The organism is Vibrio sagamiensis NBRC 104589 (genome assembly GCF_007990935.1).
GTDB lineage: Bacteria > Pseudomonadota > Gammaproteobacteria > Enterobacterales > Vibrionaceae > Vibrio > Vibrio sagamiensis.
In genome coordinates this window covers 114,401-134,320 of the sequence record NZ_BJXJ01000001.1, presented here as the reverse complement: position 1 = coordinate 134,320, position 19,920 = coordinate 114,401, and the positions used below count along the sequence as shown (strand labels likewise).

General features: G+C 41.7%; 19 protein-coding genes. 6 read left to right on the top strand and 13 right to left on the bottom strand.

What is annotated here, in order from left to right; genetic code table 11:
* The first annotated feature begins 120 nt into the window (after positions 1-120).
* Complete coding sequence (locus tag VSA01S_RS00560; RefSeq protein WP_039979487.1) at positions 121-2,466, top strand: PilZ domain-containing protein; 2,346 nt, start codon at positions 121-123, stop codon at positions 2,464-2,466.
* A gap of 53 nt (positions 2,467-2,519) precedes the next feature.
* On the opposite strand, the gene serB is transcribed toward VSA01S_RS00560, so the two are convergent.
* Positions 2,520-3,512 carry a phosphoserine phosphatase gene (serB, locus tag VSA01S_RS00555; RefSeq protein ID WP_039979486.1) on the bottom strand — a complete coding sequence of 331 codons (993 nt, stop codon included), beginning with the start codon at positions 3,510-3,512 and terminating at the stop codon, positions 2,520-2,522.
* Positions 3,513-3,602: 90 nt separating this feature from the next.
* Between serB and VSA01S_RS00550 the strand changes: the two genes are divergently transcribed.
* On the top strand, positions 3,603-4,208 hold the full coding sequence (locus tag VSA01S_RS00550; protein ID WP_039979485.1) for a YtjB family periplasmic protein: 606 nt from the start codon (positions 3,603-3,605) through the stop codon (positions 4,206-4,208).
* A 96-nt stretch (positions 4,209-4,304) separates the two neighbouring features.
* Here VSA01S_RS00550 and deoD read toward each other — a convergent pair whose 3' ends face one another.
* The 4 genes from deoD to deoC all read right to left on the bottom strand — a co-directional run bounded on the left by deoD (position 4,305) and on the right by deoC (position 8,650).
* The gene (gene deoD, locus VSA01S_RS00545; protein ID WP_039979484.1) at positions 4,305-5,018 is read right to left on the bottom strand and encodes a purine-nucleoside phosphorylase; all 714 of its coding nucleotides are present in this window, start codon (positions 5,016-5,018) and stop codon (positions 4,305-4,307) included.
* Between the two features lie 148 nt (positions 5,019-5,166).
* A complete protein-coding gene (locus VSA01S_RS00540) occupies positions 5,167-6,387 on the bottom strand; it encodes a phosphopentomutase (RefSeq protein ID WP_039979483.1) in 1,221 nt (406 codons plus the stop codon).
* 67 nt (positions 6,388-6,454) lie between these two features.
* Positions 6,455-7,783, bottom strand: coding sequence for a thymidine phosphorylase (gene deoA / locus VSA01S_RS00535; protein ID WP_039979482.1), 1,329 nt, complete (start codon positions 7,781-7,783; stop codon positions 6,455-6,457).
* A gap of 90 nt (positions 7,784-7,873) precedes the next feature.
* The gene (deoC, locus tag VSA01S_RS00530) at positions 7,874-8,650 is read right to left on the bottom strand and encodes a deoxyribose-phosphate aldolase (protein WP_039979481.1); all 777 of its coding nucleotides are present in this window, start codon (positions 8,648-8,650) and stop codon (positions 7,874-7,876) included.
* A 65-nt stretch (positions 8,651-8,715) separates the two neighbouring features.
* Here deoC and VSA01S_RS00525 point away from each other — a divergent pair, with 65 nt between their 5' ends.
* Positions 8,716-9,027, top strand: a complete 312-nt coding sequence (locus VSA01S_RS00525; RefSeq protein ID WP_039979480.1) for a hypothetical protein — start codon at positions 8,716-8,718, stop codon at positions 9,025-9,027.
* Positions 9,028-9,181: 154 nt separating this feature from the next.
* On the opposite strand, the gene VSA01S_RS00520 is transcribed toward VSA01S_RS00525, so the two are convergent.
* The 8 genes from VSA01S_RS00520 to ubiT all read right to left on the bottom strand — a co-directional run bounded on the left by VSA01S_RS00520 (position 9,182) and on the right by ubiT (position 15,617).
* Positions 9,182-10,465, bottom strand: a complete 1,284-nt coding sequence (locus VSA01S_RS00520) for a NupC/NupG family nucleoside CNT transporter (protein WP_039979479.1) — start codon at positions 10,463-10,465, stop codon at positions 9,182-9,184.
* A 198-nt stretch (positions 10,466-10,663) separates the two neighbouring features.
* A complete protein-coding gene (locus VSA01S_RS00515; RefSeq protein ID WP_039979477.1) occupies positions 10,664-11,443 on the bottom strand; it encodes a TatD family hydrolase in 780 nt (259 codons plus the stop codon).
* Positions 11,430-11,597, bottom strand: a complete 168-nt coding sequence (locus VSA01S_RS00510) for a DUF5363 family protein (RefSeq protein ID WP_021708157.1) — start codon at positions 11,595-11,597, stop codon at positions 11,430-11,432. Before VSA01S_RS00510 ends, VSA01S_RS00515 begins: the two co-directional genes overlap by 14 nt.
* Positions 11,598-11,722: 125 nt before the next feature.
* Positions 11,723-13,312 (bottom strand): peptide chain release factor 3, encoded by a 1,590-nt coding sequence (gene prfC, locus VSA01S_RS00505; protein WP_021708156.1) that lies wholly within the window; start codon positions 13,310-13,312, stop codon positions 11,723-11,725.
* A 178-nt stretch (positions 13,313-13,490) separates the two neighbouring features.
* Positions 13,491-13,949, bottom strand: coding sequence for a ribosomal protein S18-alanine N-acetyltransferase (gene rimI / locus VSA01S_RS00500; protein WP_039979474.1), 459 nt, complete (start codon positions 13,947-13,949; stop codon positions 13,491-13,493).
* A gap of 11 nt (positions 13,950-13,960) precedes the next feature.
* A complete protein-coding gene (locus VSA01S_RS00495) occupies positions 13,961-14,380 on the bottom strand; it encodes a DNA polymerase III subunit psi (protein WP_039979472.1) in 420 nt (139 codons plus the stop codon).
* Between the two features lie 222 nt (positions 14,381-14,602).
* Complete coding sequence (locus VSA01S_RS00490; protein ID WP_039979470.1) at positions 14,603-15,106, bottom strand: GNAT family N-acetyltransferase; 504 nt, start codon at positions 15,104-15,106, stop codon at positions 14,603-14,605.
* Complete coding sequence (gene ubiT / locus VSA01S_RS00485; protein WP_039979469.1) at positions 15,090-15,617, bottom strand: ubiquinone anaerobic biosynthesis accessory factor UbiT; 528 nt, start codon at positions 15,615-15,617, stop codon at positions 15,090-15,092. Before ubiT ends, VSA01S_RS00490 begins: the two co-directional genes overlap by 17 nt.
* A gap of 204 nt (positions 15,618-15,821) precedes the next feature.
* On the opposite strand from ubiT, the gene VSA01S_RS00480 reads away from it, so the two are divergent.
* The 3 genes from VSA01S_RS00480 to VSA01S_RS00470 all read left to right on the top strand — a co-directional run bounded on the left by VSA01S_RS00480 (position 15,822) and on the right by VSA01S_RS00470 (position 19,891).
* Entirely contained in the window at positions 15,822-17,861 is a 2,040-nt protein-coding gene (locus VSA01S_RS00480; protein ID WP_039979468.1) for a bifunctional diguanylate cyclase/phosphodiesterase, read from the top strand.
* 126 nt (positions 17,862-17,987) lie between these two features.
* Positions 17,988-19,001 (top strand): ubiquinone anaerobic biosynthesis protein UbiU, encoded by a 1,014-nt coding sequence (ubiU, locus tag VSA01S_RS00475; protein WP_039979467.1) that lies wholly within the window; start codon positions 17,988-17,990, stop codon positions 18,999-19,001.
* Between the two features lie 14 nt (positions 19,002-19,015).
* A complete protein-coding gene (locus VSA01S_RS00470) occupies positions 19,016-19,891 on the top strand; it encodes a U32 family peptidase (RefSeq protein ID WP_039979612.1) in 876 nt (291 codons plus the stop codon).
* The last annotated feature ends 29 nt before the right edge of the window (positions 19,892-19,920 follow it).

Below are 19,920 nucleotides of genomic sequence, written 5' to 3'. Positions count from 1 at the left end.
CAATATTTTCAACAAATGTGACCAAGAACAACCAAGAGATGAATATTGTTTCATAAACTATTGATATACTTACATTGCTTGGTTTATACCATCTCATTAACATATACTCTAACAGAAACGATGCAGCAATCCGATATTCTCTTACTTGCACAGAAGCTTATTCCTGTTTACGGTGAAGAAGACTTTGACTATGTGCTTGAACAACTGACAGAAGGAGAGTCACCATCGACTAAAATATTAGTCAAGATGGAGCTTAACCGCGTAATGACTCCATGTAAAAAAAGCATCGATTTACGCGGACGAGTACAAGGAGAGTGCAGACAATATCAGCTCGACGGTATTTCGCATTGGTTAGATGATATTGCTTTTAATGTTTATCATAAAAATGTCAGAAAATACGGCACCTACACTGAAGGTGTTTGGGAAGCTTTGGCTAATACACCGAATAACTTTCGCATCATGAGACAAAGCAGCACGAAAAATGTTAATCATTCTCCATCAACTCAATCTTCCCCTCCATTTTTAGCTGAAAGCATTCATCTTGGCTATCATCTACAGCGCCAAGAGAAACGCTTGAAAGTTCAATCACAAATTGAAATTTTGTGTTCAAAAGGCAGATTAATTCAGGGATTAAGCATCGACCTCTCCTGCTCTGGGGCAAAATTCAAAGTTCCCAAAGCACTCGACTATAAACTTGGTGAAGTGCTCCAAGTGACCTTCAGGGAATTAGCTAATCACTCACAAATAATTGGTCTGGACCGCCCCCTCAAATACCAAATTTTAGGTATAGATGATTGCTACGAAAATAACGCTATTCGCTACTTACGAGCCATTCGATTAACAGAGACCAATATTATTGGTCGTATTATCGAAAAAGCTCTTAACACTGCATCTAAACGGTCTCGACATGCTAACCAAGACAAAGTTATTCGTGCTCGTGCTCGTGGGTATGAACACATTGCATCAAAATATGGTTTAGGTTTACCACTTTTTTTTGAAGGGAATGAGCTTAAATTTATTATGTTGACCAATAGCAATCACTCACTTTGGCAATATTGGCATGATGAACGTAATCAACCGGCACTTAGTACTTTGTTTAATCCCACCAGAATTAACTCATGGGTTTCTTCTAGCGCTCAAAGTTCTAGTAACACATTTTACTCTTTCAAACATGAACACAATAACAAAATTTACTTTTATTCCTTGCTACTAGCTGAAGCAAGCCCGAGTCAGCGCCAGCTTTTTTGGCACATAGGTGCAAGACGTAAAAGTTGGAAAGTCTTCCGTATATCAATGTTTGAGCTTTCAGAAAAAGAAAAAAACTCACTTGGTGAACTATCAAATACCTTAACAAAAAGTAATCCTACACACGTTGGCTTTTTACAAGAAATATCCAGTTATGATTTATCTCAAGATTATCAACTTACTGAGCGCCCTTTATTATCTTCAAATTCACTCAATGAATTTCGGCATCCTAAATCAAAGCTTAGTGGCCCCAAAAGCTTTTATTTCGATGCCGAACCACGACGCAAAGAGCTGCGCTATCAATTCAAAACGCCAATAGTTCTCTCATTAGAAGAAGATAAATGTATTGGTTTCACCATTGATATTTCAGAAAAAGGGCTATCACTCAGCCTGGACTCTCCCATCAACTGGAACGCAGGACAAAAAGTTAGTGTGTTATTCCGTGAGCTTCAACTCTACGATAAAAAGCTACCGCTATCTGATGTGCAATACCACATCATTCGAATTAGTCCTGATGGGAGGAAAGCTCAACTTGCCATAGAAGAAACTAGAAGAAACTTAGCTATTATTGCGTTCTTCAGTAGTATGATTGAATACAACCAAGATAAATTATTACCCAAAAATGAGCCATTACCGAGTCAGGCTTTGCTAGATACGTTACGAAATATTATCTTTTCTCGCAGTTTAAGTACGCCCATTTTTATCAACCAAGTTAATTCTAAAATCAGAACGAGTATTATTGGGGTTAGCTATCCTTTAGCAAAACATATAGCCCTATTCTCAAAAAAAAACCGCCCGTCATGTTTTGCTCTAGAAGCTTTGTACAAGAATAGAATTGAAAAAATACTGCCGACATCATTAAAACAAAAAGAAAACATCAATCCATACCATCTGGAAATTTATCTTAGCGTAGCAAAGTTTGGAGATAAAATAGCGTCAATCGAATCTAAAGAATCAAAAGACTTCATGAATCTAGATGAACGAATCGATTTTATTAAACAAGCACAAAAGATCGGCGAGTTTTATGCACTTCGTCTCTCTGTCGTACCGATTTTTGACCCATTTACTTCATTACTGCATCATGAATTGAATAAACTCACGCAATTAGGTATTCATATCGCCAGTAAACTAGAAAAAGAACTAACCTCCTTGATTGGATACAGTGAAATTCAAAATATCACCGAAGAGGTTTTGCTACGTTTAGCATTATCCGAAAAGTAACTAAGAAAACGCACGTTCTAATCTGATTAAATTTCAACCACTCGCTTTATGGCTTATCGATTTAGCTTAGGTCTAGGTGCCCAACTGATTTTTTGTTGCTTAATCAAAGACGCAGACAAAATACAAAGCACTCCTCCAAGCCCCACTTGCCTGATTGCGGCTTGTGCTTGCTCCTCGACTGTTAGTTTTGCATGATAGGCAATACCTAACCCAGCAGCGGACATCATTGCCAAATCATTAGCCCCATCACCGATGGCGACGGTATTATGATGCTCAATATCATACTCTTCAGCAAGTTCGAGCAATATATCCGCTTTCGTTTGTGCTGAAACCACTTCTCCTAAAATCTCACCAGTAATTTTTCCATCAATAATTTCCAACTGATTAGACTTAGCGAAGTCCAGACCAACTTTGTCTTTGATATGATCTGAAAAATAAGTAAAACCACCGGAAGCAATAGCCGTTTTCCAGTTCAAAGCTTGTAATGTTGCTACCAGAGCCTCAAAATCGGGCGTAAATGGGAGTTGATTCTTTACTTGAGCAAGAATCGACTCATTTGCACCTTTTAATTTACCAACACGTTGAAGTAAGCTCTGCTCAAAATCAAGTTTACCCTGCATTGCCTTTTCCGTGATTTCAACAACGTCTTCACCAACACCAGCTAGTTTGGCAACCTCATCAATACATTCAATTTGAATTGCGGTGGAATCCATATCAAATACAATTAATCCAGGTGCTGAAAGATCGGGAATTTCATTTAATGCAGCATAATCTAAGTTAAGGCCTTGCAAAATCGTCTCATGTTCCAGTGTAAGATTACCCGACATTAAAGCAACTTCGTATTGACCAACTTTCCAAGCGTCTACTATTGGATTAAAAAAGCCAGTAAATAAATCAATATGTTCGAAATATCGAGGGGTAAGCTGCTCTGTAAAAACAATCCAATTAGCCCTTTTTCTCTCCATTTGATTAGTAAAGCGTGTTCCTGGTAATCGTTTTAAAAGGGTTGTGTGCCTTCTGATAGGCAAGATTTTTGACTCATCCATGTATATAATCCTTGTTGACTTTGTTAAAACGTTACCTTATCAAATTAAAAAGGCAAGTCTTTGTTTAGTTTTAAATAGGCGAGTAACAATATGAATGAATCCTTGTTCTCAATTAGAAATGCACTAAGAATAACAGCACTCATTATGCTATGTGTGATGTTCTTTATCACCATCAAAAATAGCGTCATAATCAGTAAAGGTAATGAAAAAATTCAGGCTCAACAACTTGAGACTCTGACTAAAACTCTAATTTCACAAGCCTCTTTATCCGCCAGTGAGATGATTTTACATAAAGATCAAGAGCGCCTTCTCAAACTAACGGAGCAACTTGCACAAGATAAATTGGTATTTGATGCAACTGTTTATGATACCCTTGGTGTGCGTTTAGCCGCTAGTGAAAAAGCACTTTCAGTTAGAGAAGTATTAGGGTTAGACACACCTCTCTCCACCGCATCTATAGGCCGCCAGCAACTAGTAGAACCTGTTTATACTGATGGTAGTGTGATTGGTTTTATTCGAATCACTTTCGAGACTGGACGTGTTACCGCTTTTTCTGACCACCATTATCGAAAAAGTGATCACTACATGTATATGATGGTGCTAATGGGGTTTATCTGTGGCATTTTGTTCATTTTAATTTTACGCAGAGAACCAATACGTCGGAAAAAAGAGGAAAACCTCTTACTAACAAAGTAAGAGTAATGGCGCTACAATTTTTTCACAAAAGTTCTCCTTCGCAAAAATTAGCCCGCACTTGGCGGGCTAATCTCTGGTTTATGCTTATATATTTGCTTAGTCGTCAAGCAGAACAGAGTCTAGTGCGATAAGCATCATATCGTTAAAGGTTGTTTGACGTTCATCAGAGGTTGTTTGTTCACCTGTTTTGATATGGTCTGAAACGGTACAAATAGTTAATGCTTTAGCCCCATATTCTGCGGCAACACCGTAAATGCCTGCAGCTTCCATTTCAACGCCAACGATGCCGTATTTATCCATAACCTCAAACATTTCTGGATCTGGCGTGTAGAAGAGTTCTGCTGAGAACAAGTTGCCGACTTTAACATCGATGCCACGAGCTTTCGCTGCTTCTTCCGCGGCGCGTACCATGTTGTAATCTGCAATAGCAGCAAAGTCATGGCCTTTGAAGCGAATACGGTTTACATTTGAATCAGTACATGCGCCCATACCAATCACGACATCACGTACTTTGATGTCTTCATTGACCGCCCCACAGCTACCGACTCGGATCAACTTCTTAACACCGAAGTCTTTGATCAATTCTGTCGCATAAATAGAACAAGATGGAATCCCCATACCATGCCCCATAATCGACACACGACGTCCTTTATAAGTACCTGTATAGCCAAACATATTACGTACATCGCATACTTGAACAACATCGTCTAAAAAAGTCTCAGCAATGTATTTTGCACGTAGAGGGTCGCCAGGCATAAGTACAACATCTGCAAAATCGCCCATTTCTGCATTAATATGTGGAGTTGCCATAGATGGATTCCTTAATTTTAATTTAATTTTTCAGGCCACTTTAACGTGGCTTAATCATTGAATGATAAAACTTTCGATCCGCACTAGACTCTTAGCCAATGCTAGGTTAGGGACAAAAACACTTGCCCTTAACCAATTCGAGTTTCAATTATAGAAAATTTTTACCGTAGTCCATGGCAGAAGTTCCGAAGTAACTTGCCAATGTTTGACCGATATCAGCAAAGCTTTCACGACGGCCTAATGAACCTGTAGGTACATTTTTACCGTAGACAATCACCGGAATGTACTCACGAGTATGATCCGTACCAGGCCAAGTTGGGTCACAACCATGATCAGCAGTAAGAATGAGAATGTCATCTTGCTCCATAATTTCCAGCACTTCATTGATGCGGCCATCGAAGTACTCAAGCGCAGCTGCGTAACCAGCAACATCACGGCGATGACCGTAAGCAGAGTCGAAGTCTACGAAGTTAGTGAATACGATAGTATTATCACCCGCTATCTTTATCTGCTCTAGTGTTGCTTCAAACAGTGCAGGGATGCCCGTTGCTTTCACTTTCTTAGTGATACCACAATTTGCGTAAATATCCGCAATCTTACCGATAGAAACTACATTACCTTGTTTCTCTTCAACTAGCTTCTGAAGCACGGTTGCTGATGGAGGCTCAACAGAAAGGTCTCGACGGTTGCCTGTACGCTCAAATTGACCTTTACCAGTACCAACGAATGGACGCGCGATAACACGGCCGATGTTGTAACCTTCTAGCTCTTCACGAGCAATTTGGCAAAGCTCTAGTAGACGTTCTAGGCCAAACGTTTCTTCGTGACACGCAATTTGGAACACTGAATCTGCTGACGTATAGAAGATCGGAAAGCCAGTTTTCATGTGCTCTTCGCCAAGTTCGTCAAGAACTTGAGTACCAGAAGCGTGGCAGTTACCAAGGAAACCGTCCAGACCTGCACGCTCAAGAATGCGGTCAGTCAGCTCTTTAGGAAAGCTGTTAGCTTTATCAGTAAAGTAGCCCCAATCAAACAGGACAGGAACACCAGCGATTTCCCAGTGACCAGATGGTGTATCTTTGCCTGAAGAAAGTTCAGCAGCATGACCGTATGCCCCGATCACTTCAACGTCAGTATCAAGGCCAGGCGCAAAGTTGCCCGTTGATTCTTTATGTGCCATTGCCAAACCAAGCTTTGACAAATTAGGCAAACGTAATAGTCCTGTTCTTTGTGCGTTATCAGCTCGACCTTGTTCACAATATTGTGCAATATGGCCTAATGTATCAGAACCCACATCACCGAATTGTTCAGCATCCGCTGAAGCACCGATTCCAAAGGAGTCTAAGACTAAAATAAATGCTCTTTTCATTGCTTATCCCTTAGGCCTATATAGCTTGTTATTATGGTTGAGCTGGCCTTGTTATTTTTGTATTCAATTAAAGATCTTGTGCACGAATGTGACAGTAAACCTCTGGTGTTGGTGTATATTCTCCACCAACTTTGATGGCCTTTCGCAGTGCTTCAGACGCAGCTTGCCACTGCTGTTCAGTGCGGGCATGGATGACCGCTAAGGGTTTATCTTTATCCGCGGTTTCACCCAAGCGAATAAACCCATCAAATCCTACCGCGTAATCGATATCATCACTTGCCACACAGCGACCGCCTCCCATAGCAACCACAGCCATGCCAATGGCGCGTGTGTCCATGGCTGACACAATGCCTGTTTCTGTTGCGAATACAGGTTTGATAATTTCTGCTTTTTCTAGGTAGTAGTCATAGTTTTCTACAAAGTCCGTAGGACCGCCAAGACCCGCAACCATTTTACCGAAGCACTCAGCCGCTTTGCCGTTATCTAGTGCTTCCATTAGTTTCGCACGCGCGTCTTCTGTGTTCTCAGCCAGTTTGCCAAGTACTAGCATTTCAGCACAAGACGCCATGGTTACTTCAAGTAGACGAGGGTTACGGTATTCACCTGTTAGGAAACGAACCGCTTCACGTACTTCCACTGCGTTACCCGCCGAAGACGCCAATACTTGGTTCATGTCCGTTAGGATAGCTGTTGTCTTAGTACCTGCACCGTTTGCTACTGCAACGATAGATTTTGCTAGCTCTTCAGACGCTTCGTAAGTTGACATAAATGCGCCAGAACCTACTTTTACGTCCATTACCAGAGATTCAAGACCTGCAGCAAGCTTCTTCGATAAAATCGACGCCGTGATCAGTGAAATATTATCTACTGTCGCTGTGATATCGCGAGTCGCGTAAACACGCTTGTCCGCTGGCGCTAGGTCACCAGTTTGACCGATGATTGCTACGCCTGCGTCTTTGGTTACTTGACCAAATACGTCATTTGTCGGTGTGATGTTGTAGCCAGGAATAGACTCAAGCTTATCCAGCGTACCGCCAGTGTGGCCAAGGCCACGACCAGAGATCATGGGTACGAAACCGCCACATGCTGCCACCATTGGGCCAAGCATTAAAGAAGTCACGTCACCCACACCACCAGTAGAGTGTTTATCGACAATTGGACCACCAAAGTTCATGTGGTTCCAATCGATAACCATACCTGAATCACGCATTGCACACGTTAGTGCGATACGCTCTGGCATCGTCATTTCATTAAAAAAGATAGCCATTGCGAATGCAGCAATTTGGCCTTCTGAGACAGCATCATTTGCGACGCCTTGTATGAAGGATTGGATTTCCTCTGCAGTGAGTTCCTCTCCATCACGCTTTCGACGAATGATTTCTTGTGGTAGATACATCAAAGCCTCTAACACCCTGTTTAAATTATGAGAAAATAAGACAGAAAAATGGGTAGGATGAATTCACCACACTACCCAATACCTGTAGGATTAATACGCAGCAGGATCCGCTACGTCATTAGAGACTTCCAATGTATTAAGCAAGTTGGTAAGCAAACTTGATGCGCCAAAGCGGTAGTGACGAGCATCGACCCAGTTATCACCCAAGATTTCATCAGCCATGGCTAAATATGCTGCTGCATCTTCCGCCGTGCGTACGCCACCAGCCGGTTTGAAGCCAACCGATTCAGCTACTCCCATATCACGAATCACTTCAAGCATCATTCGTGCATACTCTGGTGTTGCATTAACTGGCACTTTACCAGTGGAAGTTTTAATGAAGTCTGCACCCGCTTCAATGCAGATTTGAGAAGCTTTTTTAATCAAGGCTTCTTGTTTGAGCTCACCCACTTCGATAATCACTTTAAGAAGGACATCACCACAGGCTTCTTTACATTGTTTGACTAATTCAAAACCAACTTTGTCATCGCCCGCCATCAAAGCACGGTATGGGAAAACAACGTCCACTTCATCAGCACCGTAGGCAACGGCTGCTTTAGTTTCAGCAACTGCAATTTCGATATCATCGTTGCCATGTGGGAAGTTCGTGACCGTTGCAATACGAACTTCCGGCGTACCTTGTTCACGAAGCGTCTTCTTAGCAATAGGAATAAAGCGAGGGTAGATACAAATGGCTGCCGTATTGCCTACCGCTGATTTAGCGTCATGACATAACGCAACCACTTTATTATCCGTATCATCATCATTTAGCGTCGTTAAATCCATCAGTTTCAGAGCACGTAATGCTGCCGCTTTTAGATCGCTCATTTCTATTTTCTCCAATCAATATTCAAAAAAATTCACCACTCTTTTCCGAGCTAAGTGATTAGGGTATGTTGACCCTAGTTCAACTAACAACAAAATTCTGTGAGTGGCCTTTTCATGAACGGACTTGTTTCCTTGAAGACTCGGCCTCGGGACAAAGAGTTCCTCAAACCGATTGCTATCCTTATCACCGCACAGTACCTAGTTGGCCTATGGCACTACAATCTCTCTATGATTGCCGTGTCTTTAATATCACATCACACAATAAAACGCTTGTGCAATTTGGTATGAAAGAGACTATCCATCCTAATACTTTTACTTCAGAGTCGCTTTGTATCGAAATTCAAACTCTTGATACAACTAACACTCATACCTTATAGAGTTTCATAGGAGAACTATAGCAACAAAAAGGACGCAAACGGTTTGTATCTCAAAATTAGTTGCTTTCTTTTCGATGGAACAAAAAATAATGCCCTGAAGCGATTGCTCACTTCAGGGCATTAACTCAGTATCTCTAAAGAGAGGCGATATAGATTACATCGCAGCTAAGCTCAAGCAGAAACCAGCGATGGTAGCAGCCATAAGGTTAGATAAGGTACCTGCTAATACCGCTTTGATGCCCATACGAGCAATATCACTACGACGGTTTGGAGCAAGGCTACCAAGGCCACCTAATAGGATTGCGATAGAAGACAGGTTAGCAAAACCACACAGTGCGAATGAGATAATTGCTGTTGTCTTCTCAGACATTACTTCACCAGTTGCCGCAATAACTTGGGCGTTTTCACCAATGTAAGGAACAAAGTTCAGGTAAGCAACAAACTCGTTAACAACAATTTTTTGTCCGATGAATGAGCCAGCAACCACAGCCTCATCCCAAGGAACACCAATTAGGAACGCAAGTGGTGAGAAAGCGTAACCTAGGATAAGTTCTAGTGTTAGTTCAGGCATACCGAACCAACCACCGATACCACCTAGCATACCATTGAGAAGAGCAATTAAGCCAACAAAAGCAATCAGCATTGCGCCTACGTTAAGCGCTAACTGTAGACCAGATGCCGCACCACCTGCTGCTGCATCGATAACGTTTGTTGGTTTGTCAGCGCTGCTATCTAGTGCTTCATTGATGTCTTCTTGAGGTTTATCTGTTTCAGGAAGAAGGATTTTAGCAAACAGTAGACCACCTGGAGCAGCCATAAATGATGCCGCTACTAGGTACTCAAGAGGTACCCCCATAGAAGCGTAACCCGCTAGTACACCACCCGCTACAGATGCTAGACCACCACACATTACCGCAAATAGCTCAGACTGAGTCATTTTGGGAACAAAAGGACGAACAACGAGAGGAGCTTCAGTTTGACCAACGAAAATGTTAGCTGCTGCAGACATAGATTCTGCACGAGAAGTACCAAGCGCTTTCTGTAGTGCACCACCAAGAATCTTGATAACCCACTGCATAACGCCAATGTAGTAAAGAACTGAAATCAGTGCTGAGAAAAAGATCAGTGTCGGAAGAACGCGGAATGCGAAGATAAAGCCGCCGCCGCCGAAGACTTCGAACATCTTGTCAGAAACAAGACCACCGAATAGGAAAGATGAGCCATCGTTACCATAGTTGATAACGTTAGCAACACCATTTGAGAAACCGTTTAATACATCACGGCCCCAAGGTACGTAAAGAACAAATGCACCCAGTGCAAATTGGATAGCGAATGCGCCACCCACAGTTCTAAAGTTGATAGCTTTACGGTTAGATGAGAAGGCAAATGCAATAGCAAGTAGCACAACCATACCGACTAGGCTCATAAACAGGCTCATAGTTTATGACTTCCTTATAAGTTTATTGGCGTATAATAAAATGGAGCTATAAAAAGCGGGGCAATTATACTCATGGCCTAGCCATTAAAGTAATGGGGGTCTCACAGTTTCTTATAAGATTCATGATTGATTCATGTCATTTTGTGACAAAACTCACAATAAAAAGCGGAACATTTTCTAATTCTTTTAACTTATTTTTTAGTTAGCTCTAATTAACCCAAATAAAGAATGACTGTTTTGCCACAGTACTTCAGCAATCGATTGCGCACTTTCATTACGTAATAAGGATAGTTCATTAAAAATCAAACGTGCCTTTTCTGGATGATTAGTTTGACCTTGATAACCAAACAATGGCATATCTGGTGCGTCGGTTTCCAAAACCAAACAACTCAAGGAAAGTTTTTGAATAGCTGTACGAGTTTTATTGGCTCTCGGGTAGGTAATCGTCCCTCCGACTCCGATAAAAAAACCTAATCGCACCCACTCCATCGCTTGCTGATAGCTGCCTGAAAAAGCATGCAACACCCCACCTTTTGGCAGCTTAGCGGCTTTGACCATTTGGATAAGACGGTTGTGCGCCTTTCGGCTGTGTAAAATAACCGGCAGATCGAACTGTTTTGCCAGTTCGAATTGCAATTCAAGTGCCTGCTCTTGAAGCTCGACAGGCACATCTATAGCAAAGTCCAAACCACACTCTCCTATGGCAACACATTGTCGGTTGGTTGAGGAAAGTAACGATTCCAGTTCTGGGACAAACTGCTCAAACTCTGGTTTTAGAAAATAGGGATGAAAACCCAGCGCATAATAAAGCTGAGAGTATTGATTGGCCAGATCTTGAATACGAGCCCAGTTACTTGGCCCAATAGACGGAATCAAAATACGCTCTACCCCTTGCTCACGAGCAAGGTCAACCTGGTAAGCAAAATCCTGCTGAAAGACATCGAAATCAAAATGGCAGTGGGTATCAAACAGTTTCATTGTTTGCTTTCTCTTGCTCTGCTTTATTAGCAGGCACACCTTTATGAGCTAGGTCTTGTTTATACGGAACACAACTGCGCTTTTGATCAGGCGTCAACCCCATCTCTTTACACCAATCGTCATAGCGTTTGAGTCCTTTCTTAAACCAGTTCATTACACACCCTTTTTTTTCACTCATAGAATTCGCGTTACGCCAAATAAAAAAACGCCGTTAGCAATAAGTGTATAGCTAACGGCGGTTTATGATCTAGTTTACGAGGTAAAGCGAGTTAGATTCGATTAGTGCTCACGAGTCGCACGGAAATCGATATCTGGGAAACGCTCTTGCGCTAGATTTAGGTTAACCATAGTTGGCGCGATGTACGTTAGGTTATCACCACCGTCCAATGCTAGGTTGGTTTGGTTCTTACGTTGGAACTCGTCCAGTTTCTTCGCATCGTCACACTCCACCCAACGCGCGGTTGCTACATTGACGCCTTCGTAGATCGCTTCAACGTTGTATTCTGACTTCAAGCGAGCCACAACCACATCAAACTGAAGCACACCAACCGCACCAACGATCAGGTCGTTGTTTTGCAGTGGACGGAATACCTGTACCGCACCTTCTTCAGAAAGCTGAACCAGACCTTTTAGTAGCTGCTTTTGTTTCAATGGATCTTTTAGACGAATACGACGGAACAGTTCTGGCGCGAAGTTTGGAATCCCAGAGAACTTCAACGCTTCTCCTTGAGTGAACGTATCACCAATTTGGATGGTACCGTGGTTGTGAAGACCAATGATATCACCCGCGTAAGCATGCTCTGCGCGAGAACGGTCGCCTGCCATAAAAGTTACCGCATCTGAAATACTTACTTGCTTGCCAAGACGAACGTGGTTCATCTTCATGCCTTGAGTGTAAGTACCCGATACGATACGCATGAAGGCAATACGGTCACGGTGCTTTGGATCCATGTTTGCTTGGATCTTAAATACGAAGCCTGAGAACTTGTCTTCTGTCGCTTCCACATCACGCTCTACTGCTTGACGAGTTTTCGGCGCTGGCGCCCACTCAGTTAGGCCATCTAGCATGTGGTCAACACCAAAGTTACCTAGTGCAGTACCGAAATAAACTGGTGTGAGTTCACCAACAAGGAATGCTTCGTGATCAAATTCAGGGCAAGCGCCCATAACAAGTTCAAGTTCTTCACGAACGCTCGCGGCTAGGCTTTCACCTACCTTCTCATCCAATTCTGGGTTATCCAAACCTTTGATGATGCGCACTTCTTGGATTTCATGACCATGACCTGATTCGTACAGAATCGTTTCGTCACGATGAATGTGGTAAACACCTTTAAACTCTTTACCACAGCCGATTGGCCAGGTAATTGGCGCACACATCATGCCCAGCTCGTTTTCTACTTCATCCAATACTTCCATTGGATCACGAACGTCACGATCAAGTTTGTTCATGAAGGTTACGATTGGCGTATCACGCAGACGTGTTACTTCCATCAGCTTACGAGTACGATCCTCGACACCTTTCGCCGCATCGATCACCATCAGACATGAGTCCACCGCCGTAAGAGTACGGTAAGTATCTTCCGAGAAATCTTCGTGTCCAGGAGTATCAAGTAGGTTTACCAGACAATCGTTGTACGGGAACTGCATGACAGACGTAGTAACCGAGATACCACGTTCCTTTTCCATTTCCATCCAGTCTGATTTTGCATGCTGTGCGTTACCACGACCTTTAACCGTCCCTGCTTTTTGGATCGCGTTTCCGAATAACAGTACTTTTTCAGTAATGGTGGTTTTACCCGCATCCGGGTGAGAAATAATAGCGAACGTTCTACGTTTAGAAACTTCGCCTAGAAAAGGTGTATTTGACATGAAACTGGTCTTCTTTGATGTCTGATAGCTTGCTCAATATTCAAACAAGCTTTATTCGATTCAATATTGCGCGATATTCTCGCTTATTATTGCTTTAGGGGCAACCAATGATATCTTCCCAATGACTAAGTCGCATAACCAAGCTTTTAAAACACTCAGTTGAAGAAGCATAAAAAACTCAGTTGAAGAAGAATAAATAGCTCATGATCAGTGCGTCTTCTTTACCTTTATTGTTCTTGGCTGGGTAATAATTATAACGACGATCTACTTCATTAAAGCCAGCTTGCTCATAAATATGAATCGCAGAAAGGTTACTTTCTCGAACCTCTAACCAAGCACTCTCAGCGTTTGCTTGCTGACAAACCGCCAAGAACGCCTCTAACAGTTTGCGCCCTAGCCCTTTACCTTGTTGCTCAGTGGCAATAGCAATATTCAGTAACGTCACTTCCCCAACAATATTTTGGGCATAAAAGTAACCGACCACTTGCTTCTCTTTAAGCAATACATGATGACAAGCCCCTCGACTGGAAAGGTCTCTAATCAGCGATTCAGCCCAAGGATGAGAGTGAGCCTGCTGCTCAATTTGCCAAACTTGATCTAAATGCTCTTCTGTCATAGGGGTTACTTGAATTGTCACGCCTTTCTCCATTATGAATAAGAACAAATTTGCAACCACAAGGCGCGGCGTTGCTCAGTATTGCCATCAATATCTTGTAAAAGCGGCGAGTGAAGTCGCTTTACCTTACTGTTATTGATTGCTTCATAGTCGTTATCACTTGCTTCATCCCCTGCAAACCAGATCCAATCTAAGTCATGAGTACCCAGTTGAGAAAGCTGCTGAGGTTCTAGATGAAGTGCATCATCAAGACAGAGTTTAATACTTTTCAATACACGCTCAAACATCAATGCGGTTTGGCCTTCTGGACATATCGGCGAGACTAGAAGTAATTTACAAGAACGAGGTAAATCCAGTTGCGAAGCTTGATAGCCAAGTATTTTTTCTGGATGGATCAGCTCCCATGTACTGATTCCCATTTCTTGTAAATAGTATTTTTGGTTAATGAACATTGATTGCTACCTCTTGGAACGACGTTATCTTATCAGACTTACTCACTAACGTCAGAGAACCAGTCCATTTTCGTTATTATTTGACATCACGGAACTAGGATAAGCCCAAATAAAAAAGCTTAGCGTCTTACTATATGAACAAAGCTTAATCCAGAAAAATAAACTGTCTTCTGAGTAAAATGAAGTCAGCGTTCGTGAGGCAAGTTCAGTATTTCAAAAGCTCTACAGCTCTGCAAATTCATTGGCGTAATCAATTCGCCCCGAATGTCCTTCACAATGACCACTGATTAACTCAGCAATACGAAATACACCAGGTGGGACTTCCCACGCACAATCAAAACCAATTTCATCTGCAGCTTTAAAGCCAAAGCGAGAGTAATAGTTTGGGTCACCTAATACAACACATACTGGGTAGCCAAAATCACGTAAAGACTCAAAACCTGCTCGTATTAATTCAGCCCCTATACCTTGCCGACGATATTTTTCATCAACAGTTAACGGGGCTAGTCCTTGCCATAACAAGTCTTCACCATTGACTAGAACAGGAGTAAATAAAACATGCCCAATGACTTCTCCTTCTTCAGTACAAGCCACCAGTGATAAGGTGAGTTTACTATTTTCACGTAGTTTCATCACAAGGTTGGCTTCTGCATCAGTCGGAAATACCGCTTTTAATAAGCGATCAATCGTCAAAATATCTGCAGGTGCTTCAGTTCGAATAAGCATTTGAAACTCCGTTTTTTTGTACTGGCACTTGGATGCCTTTTTGAACAAAGCCAGCTAACATTTCCAAGGCCATTTGTATAGATTTGGGTAACTGTTCCAAGTCAACGCTGTCCATTAAGTTTTTCACTTCTAAACCCAGTTCAGTATCGCCTTCAATCGAGAGGCGACGTTGGAAAAACAACGTATCAGGGTCTTCTTTACGACCAGCAATTAGCACTAAGTCGTTTAGATTACCACTAAAACAGACATTTTCCTGAACCAATTTATCGGCAACGATTAATTTGTCATCTTGATAACTGATATACCACGTGAAACGTAAATCTTTAATTTCAATTTTAAGCCACCTATTTCTCAGAAATTCAAAATCTCCATCTTCTAACGCATCTTGAAAAACAACTCTTAATCCTTCTAATAAAACTTTTCTTTGTAAGGCAACAGGGATTAGTCGTATCGGAGAGCGCAAAATTAATGCGGCATTGTTGACGAGTTGATGGTGGATTTTATTTAACACGCTTCATTTCCGTAGATAATTTTCGATGAGTCATATTACGAAATCACTCAACTTTAATACCTGTGATGCATCAAAAAATGAACATTTTACTGATAAAAAGTACAATCAAAATAACAATATCTAAGGGATAAAATTATAAATAAATAATATAATAATCACACTTTAACAACAATAAACTCAAAGTATCAAAATAGGTGATTATTAATGCCTTATCAGCAATTACAATATTGGTTCACACGACTAACAGCAAATAGTCCATCTTTTTATGCCATTATTGACAAAAATTTCCACTATCAAATGGTGAGTGACCGATACTGTGCTATTGCTGGGTTAACTAAAAAGCAAATTGTAGGACTGGATGATGAACAGCTCCTAGGGAAACAATTTTATCAGCAGCTTGCCCCTTACTATCAGCAAGCCTTCAATGGTGAGTATCTAACTGCAGAAATTACATTAGGTGAAACAGGTTTAGAAACTAAGCTCTACTTCTCTCTAATCCCTATCTACGAAGAGCATTCGATAAGTGCTGTATTCGTCCATGCGATCGATACTTCAGAAAAGCACTTGCTCTCGTGTTCAATCAAAACACCGGAAAAAAAAGTTTCTCTGCTAATGGAGACATTATCAGATGGAATATTACTAATAAAAGAGGATACCATCGTTACTGCAAACCCATCATCAGCTCGATTACTCGGTGTTAGCTCACCAGATGATTTGATTGGAACGCCACTATCTTCTTCGTTTATGGGTGCCAACAGAAAGAAAATATTCGGCTCAAATACTACTCACTTTCTTTCCACAAAACCATATATTTGCGTAACAAGCCTAAAACTTGAGCAAGAAAGAGAACTTCAATTAAAAAGTAGCCTTTTGATCAATTTTGGTGAACTAACACAGCTTGTTCTTATTCAAGATGTAGATAAGCCCACCCTATCAAACTTCTCAAATTCTTGGCATGATACTTATATTGATGACTTCACCAAGCTGTATAGCCGACAGGGCTTTACTAAGCATATTGATCAACTTATTGAATTTAAAATACCACAACTATTACTGTACCTAGACATTGATAATTTCAAACGCATTAATGACTCTCTGGGCCACCTTATTGGTGATAAGGTTATAAAAGAGATTGCAACACGACTTCGAAAAAAATTACCTAGACAATGCATCATTGCTCATTTAGGTGCCGATGAGTTTGGTGTACTCCTACCAAACCCTGAAAGTGCTCATACCGCAGATATACTGTCACAACAAATCGTATCACTAATAAATCAGCCATTTGATTTACAGCACTTTACTAAACAATTAACCTGCTCTGTCGGCAGCGTTTATTATCCTCAATATGGGCATAATGCTCGCAGTCTACTACAAAATGCTGATACTGCTATGCATCAGGCAAAAAAACGGGGTCGCAACTACTTAAGTAAATTCAACGATCGGATGAATAAAGAAGCTCGTATGCGTTTGTGGCTTGAAATCGAACTTCAAAAGGCCTTACAGCAAAATGGCCTTGAAGTTTGGTATCAACCCAAAGTGACAACACGTGACTTTAGCATCAATGGAGCCGAAGCACTTGTTCGCTGGAAGCACCCAGTGGAAGGCTACATCAGCCCTAGTGTCTTCATTCCAGTTGCTGAGCAGGCAGGCTTGATCGAGCAGTTAGGCCGGATCGTAATGAGAGAAGTTTTTGCTAATGTTAAGCATTGGAAACACCAGGGTATTCTTCCCGGGCGTATTGCGATTAACCTTTCAGCGCAACAGTTCCAAAACCCACATTTGATCGATTATGTCGAAAAGATGATTCGCACTACCAAACTTGATCCGAGCTGCATTACTTTTGAATTAACAGAAAGCGCCGTAATGAGTGACAGTCAGCACACATTACAAATGCTAAACTCAATCAAGAAATTAGGTTTTACCTTATCAATAGATGACTTTGGCACCGGCTACTCTTCTCTGTCCTACTTAGCTCGATTTCCGATTGATGAGCTTAAAATTGACCGTGAATTTATCAACGATATCGATATGTCACCCAAACAAGTCACCGTTATTGAAAATATCATCAATCTAGGTAAATCTCTGAATATGAATGTGGTAGCCGAAGGCGTCGAAAGCCACCAACAAGCAGCTTTACTCTCCAACCTGCAATGCCATTCCATTCAAGGTTTTCATTTTTATCGACCTCAGCCTAAACATGATGTGGAAACCCTATTCGCCCAATGTCTTTACCAGAAAAGCTAGCGACCTCTTATTGGCTTCGACGAAAATAACCAAGGATCTAAAGTAAACATAATTTAGGTCAAGTTGAGCAGAGCCTATTCTCCATAAAATATTCGCTCCTTTTTATTTGTTTAATATCGTGATTATATGGAACTTCTGTGTCCTGCAGGTAACTTGCCTGCGCTTAAAACCGCCATTGATTGCGGCGCTGATGCCGTTTACATTGGCTTTAAAGATGACACCAATGCCCGTCATTTTGCAGGCCTTAACTTCAACGCAAAAAAATTAGAGAAAGCGGTACAGTATGTCCATGAGAGAAACAAAAAAATCCACATTGCATTAAATACTTTTGCGCATCCCAATGGATTTAATCGCTGGACAAATGCCGTTGACCATGCTGCTGCATTAGGGATTGATGCCCTAATTATCGCAGACATTGCTGTCTTAGAATATGCAACAAAAACCTACCCAAATCTCGAATTACACCTATCCGTTCAAGCCTCAGCAACCAATCTTGCGGCGATAAATTTCTATAAACAAAACTTTAATATTAAGCGCATTGTTCTCCCGAGAGTACTGTCTATCCATCAAGTTAAGCAACTTTCTCGACACATTCCAAGTGATGTCGAGTTAGAAGTGTTTGGGTTTGGGAGTTTATGTATCATGTCAGAAGGACGCTGTTACCTCTCGTCCTACCTGACTGGCGAGTCACCAAATACCGCCGGTGCATGCTCTCCAGCTCAGTATGTTCGATGGCAAGAAACCTCACAAGGCTTAGAATCACGACTCAATAATATTCTTATTGATCGCTATCAAGAAAATGAATCAGCCGGCTATCCGACTCTATGCAAAGGTCGTTTCGACATTGATCTTACTGGAGAAAGAAAACGCTACCATGTGTTAGAAGAGCCTACCAGCTTAAATACCTTATCGATATTACCTGAGTTATTTGCCGCCAATGTCGCCTCAGTAAAAATTGAAGGACGCCAACGAAGCCCTGCTTATGTTGAACAAGTGACACGAGCTTGGCGTGCAGCCATTGACAGCTATCAGTCAAATCCAGAAGCGTATCAAGTTAACAATGAATGGAATACTGCATTAGCGAATGTCTCTGAAGGCAGACAAACCACTTTAGGTGCTTACCATCGTCAATGGCAATAAAAGAGAATAATGCAATGAAATACTCCCTAGGTCCACTCCTGTACTTCTGGCCTAAACAAGAAGTGGAAAGCTTTTATCAGCAAGCAAAACAGTCCTCAGCCGATATCATCTATTTAGGCGAAACCGTATGTTCAAAAAGGAGAGAACTCAAACCCAAACAATGGTTCGAGGTTGCCAAATCTCTCGCAGAAGAAGGCAAACAAGTGGTTCTCTCAACTATGGCCTTATTGGAAGCCCCGAGTGAACTGTCGATAATGAAAACACTGATCGACAATGGCGAATTTATAATAGAAGCCAATGACGTTTCAGCCATTCAATTAGCCCATGAGAAAAAAGTGCCATTTGTCGTTGGTCCTGCGGTTAACAGCTACAATGCCCAAACTCTCAATCTTTTCCTAAACAAAGGTATGATCCGCTGGTGCATGCCTGTTGAGCTCTCTCGGGAGTGGTTGGTGGATATTTTGACGCAGTGTGATGAGCTTGGTATTCGTCACAAATTCGAAGTGGAAGTATTCAGCCATGGTTACCTTCCACTCGCTTACTCTGCACGCTGTTTTACTGCTCGTGCAGAAAATAGAGCCAAGGATGTATGCCAAACCTGCTGTATAAAGTACCCAAGCGGTATGGTAGTTAAAAGCCAAGAAGGCCAGGAAATCTTTAACCTTAATGGTATTCAAACTCAATCAGGCTATTGCTATAACTTAGTAAATGAGCTGCCAGCAATGCAGGGGGTCGTTGATGTCGTGCGTTTAAGTCCACTCGGCCTAAGTACTTTATCTCAGTTGAATCAGTTCCGAGCTAATCAACAAGGAAGTGCTCCTCAAAGACTTTCAAAACTTGAATGTAATGGATATTGGCACCGTCTATCAGGTCTAGATGTCAAAAGTTAGTCGCACTTTGGACAACGAAACATACCCAA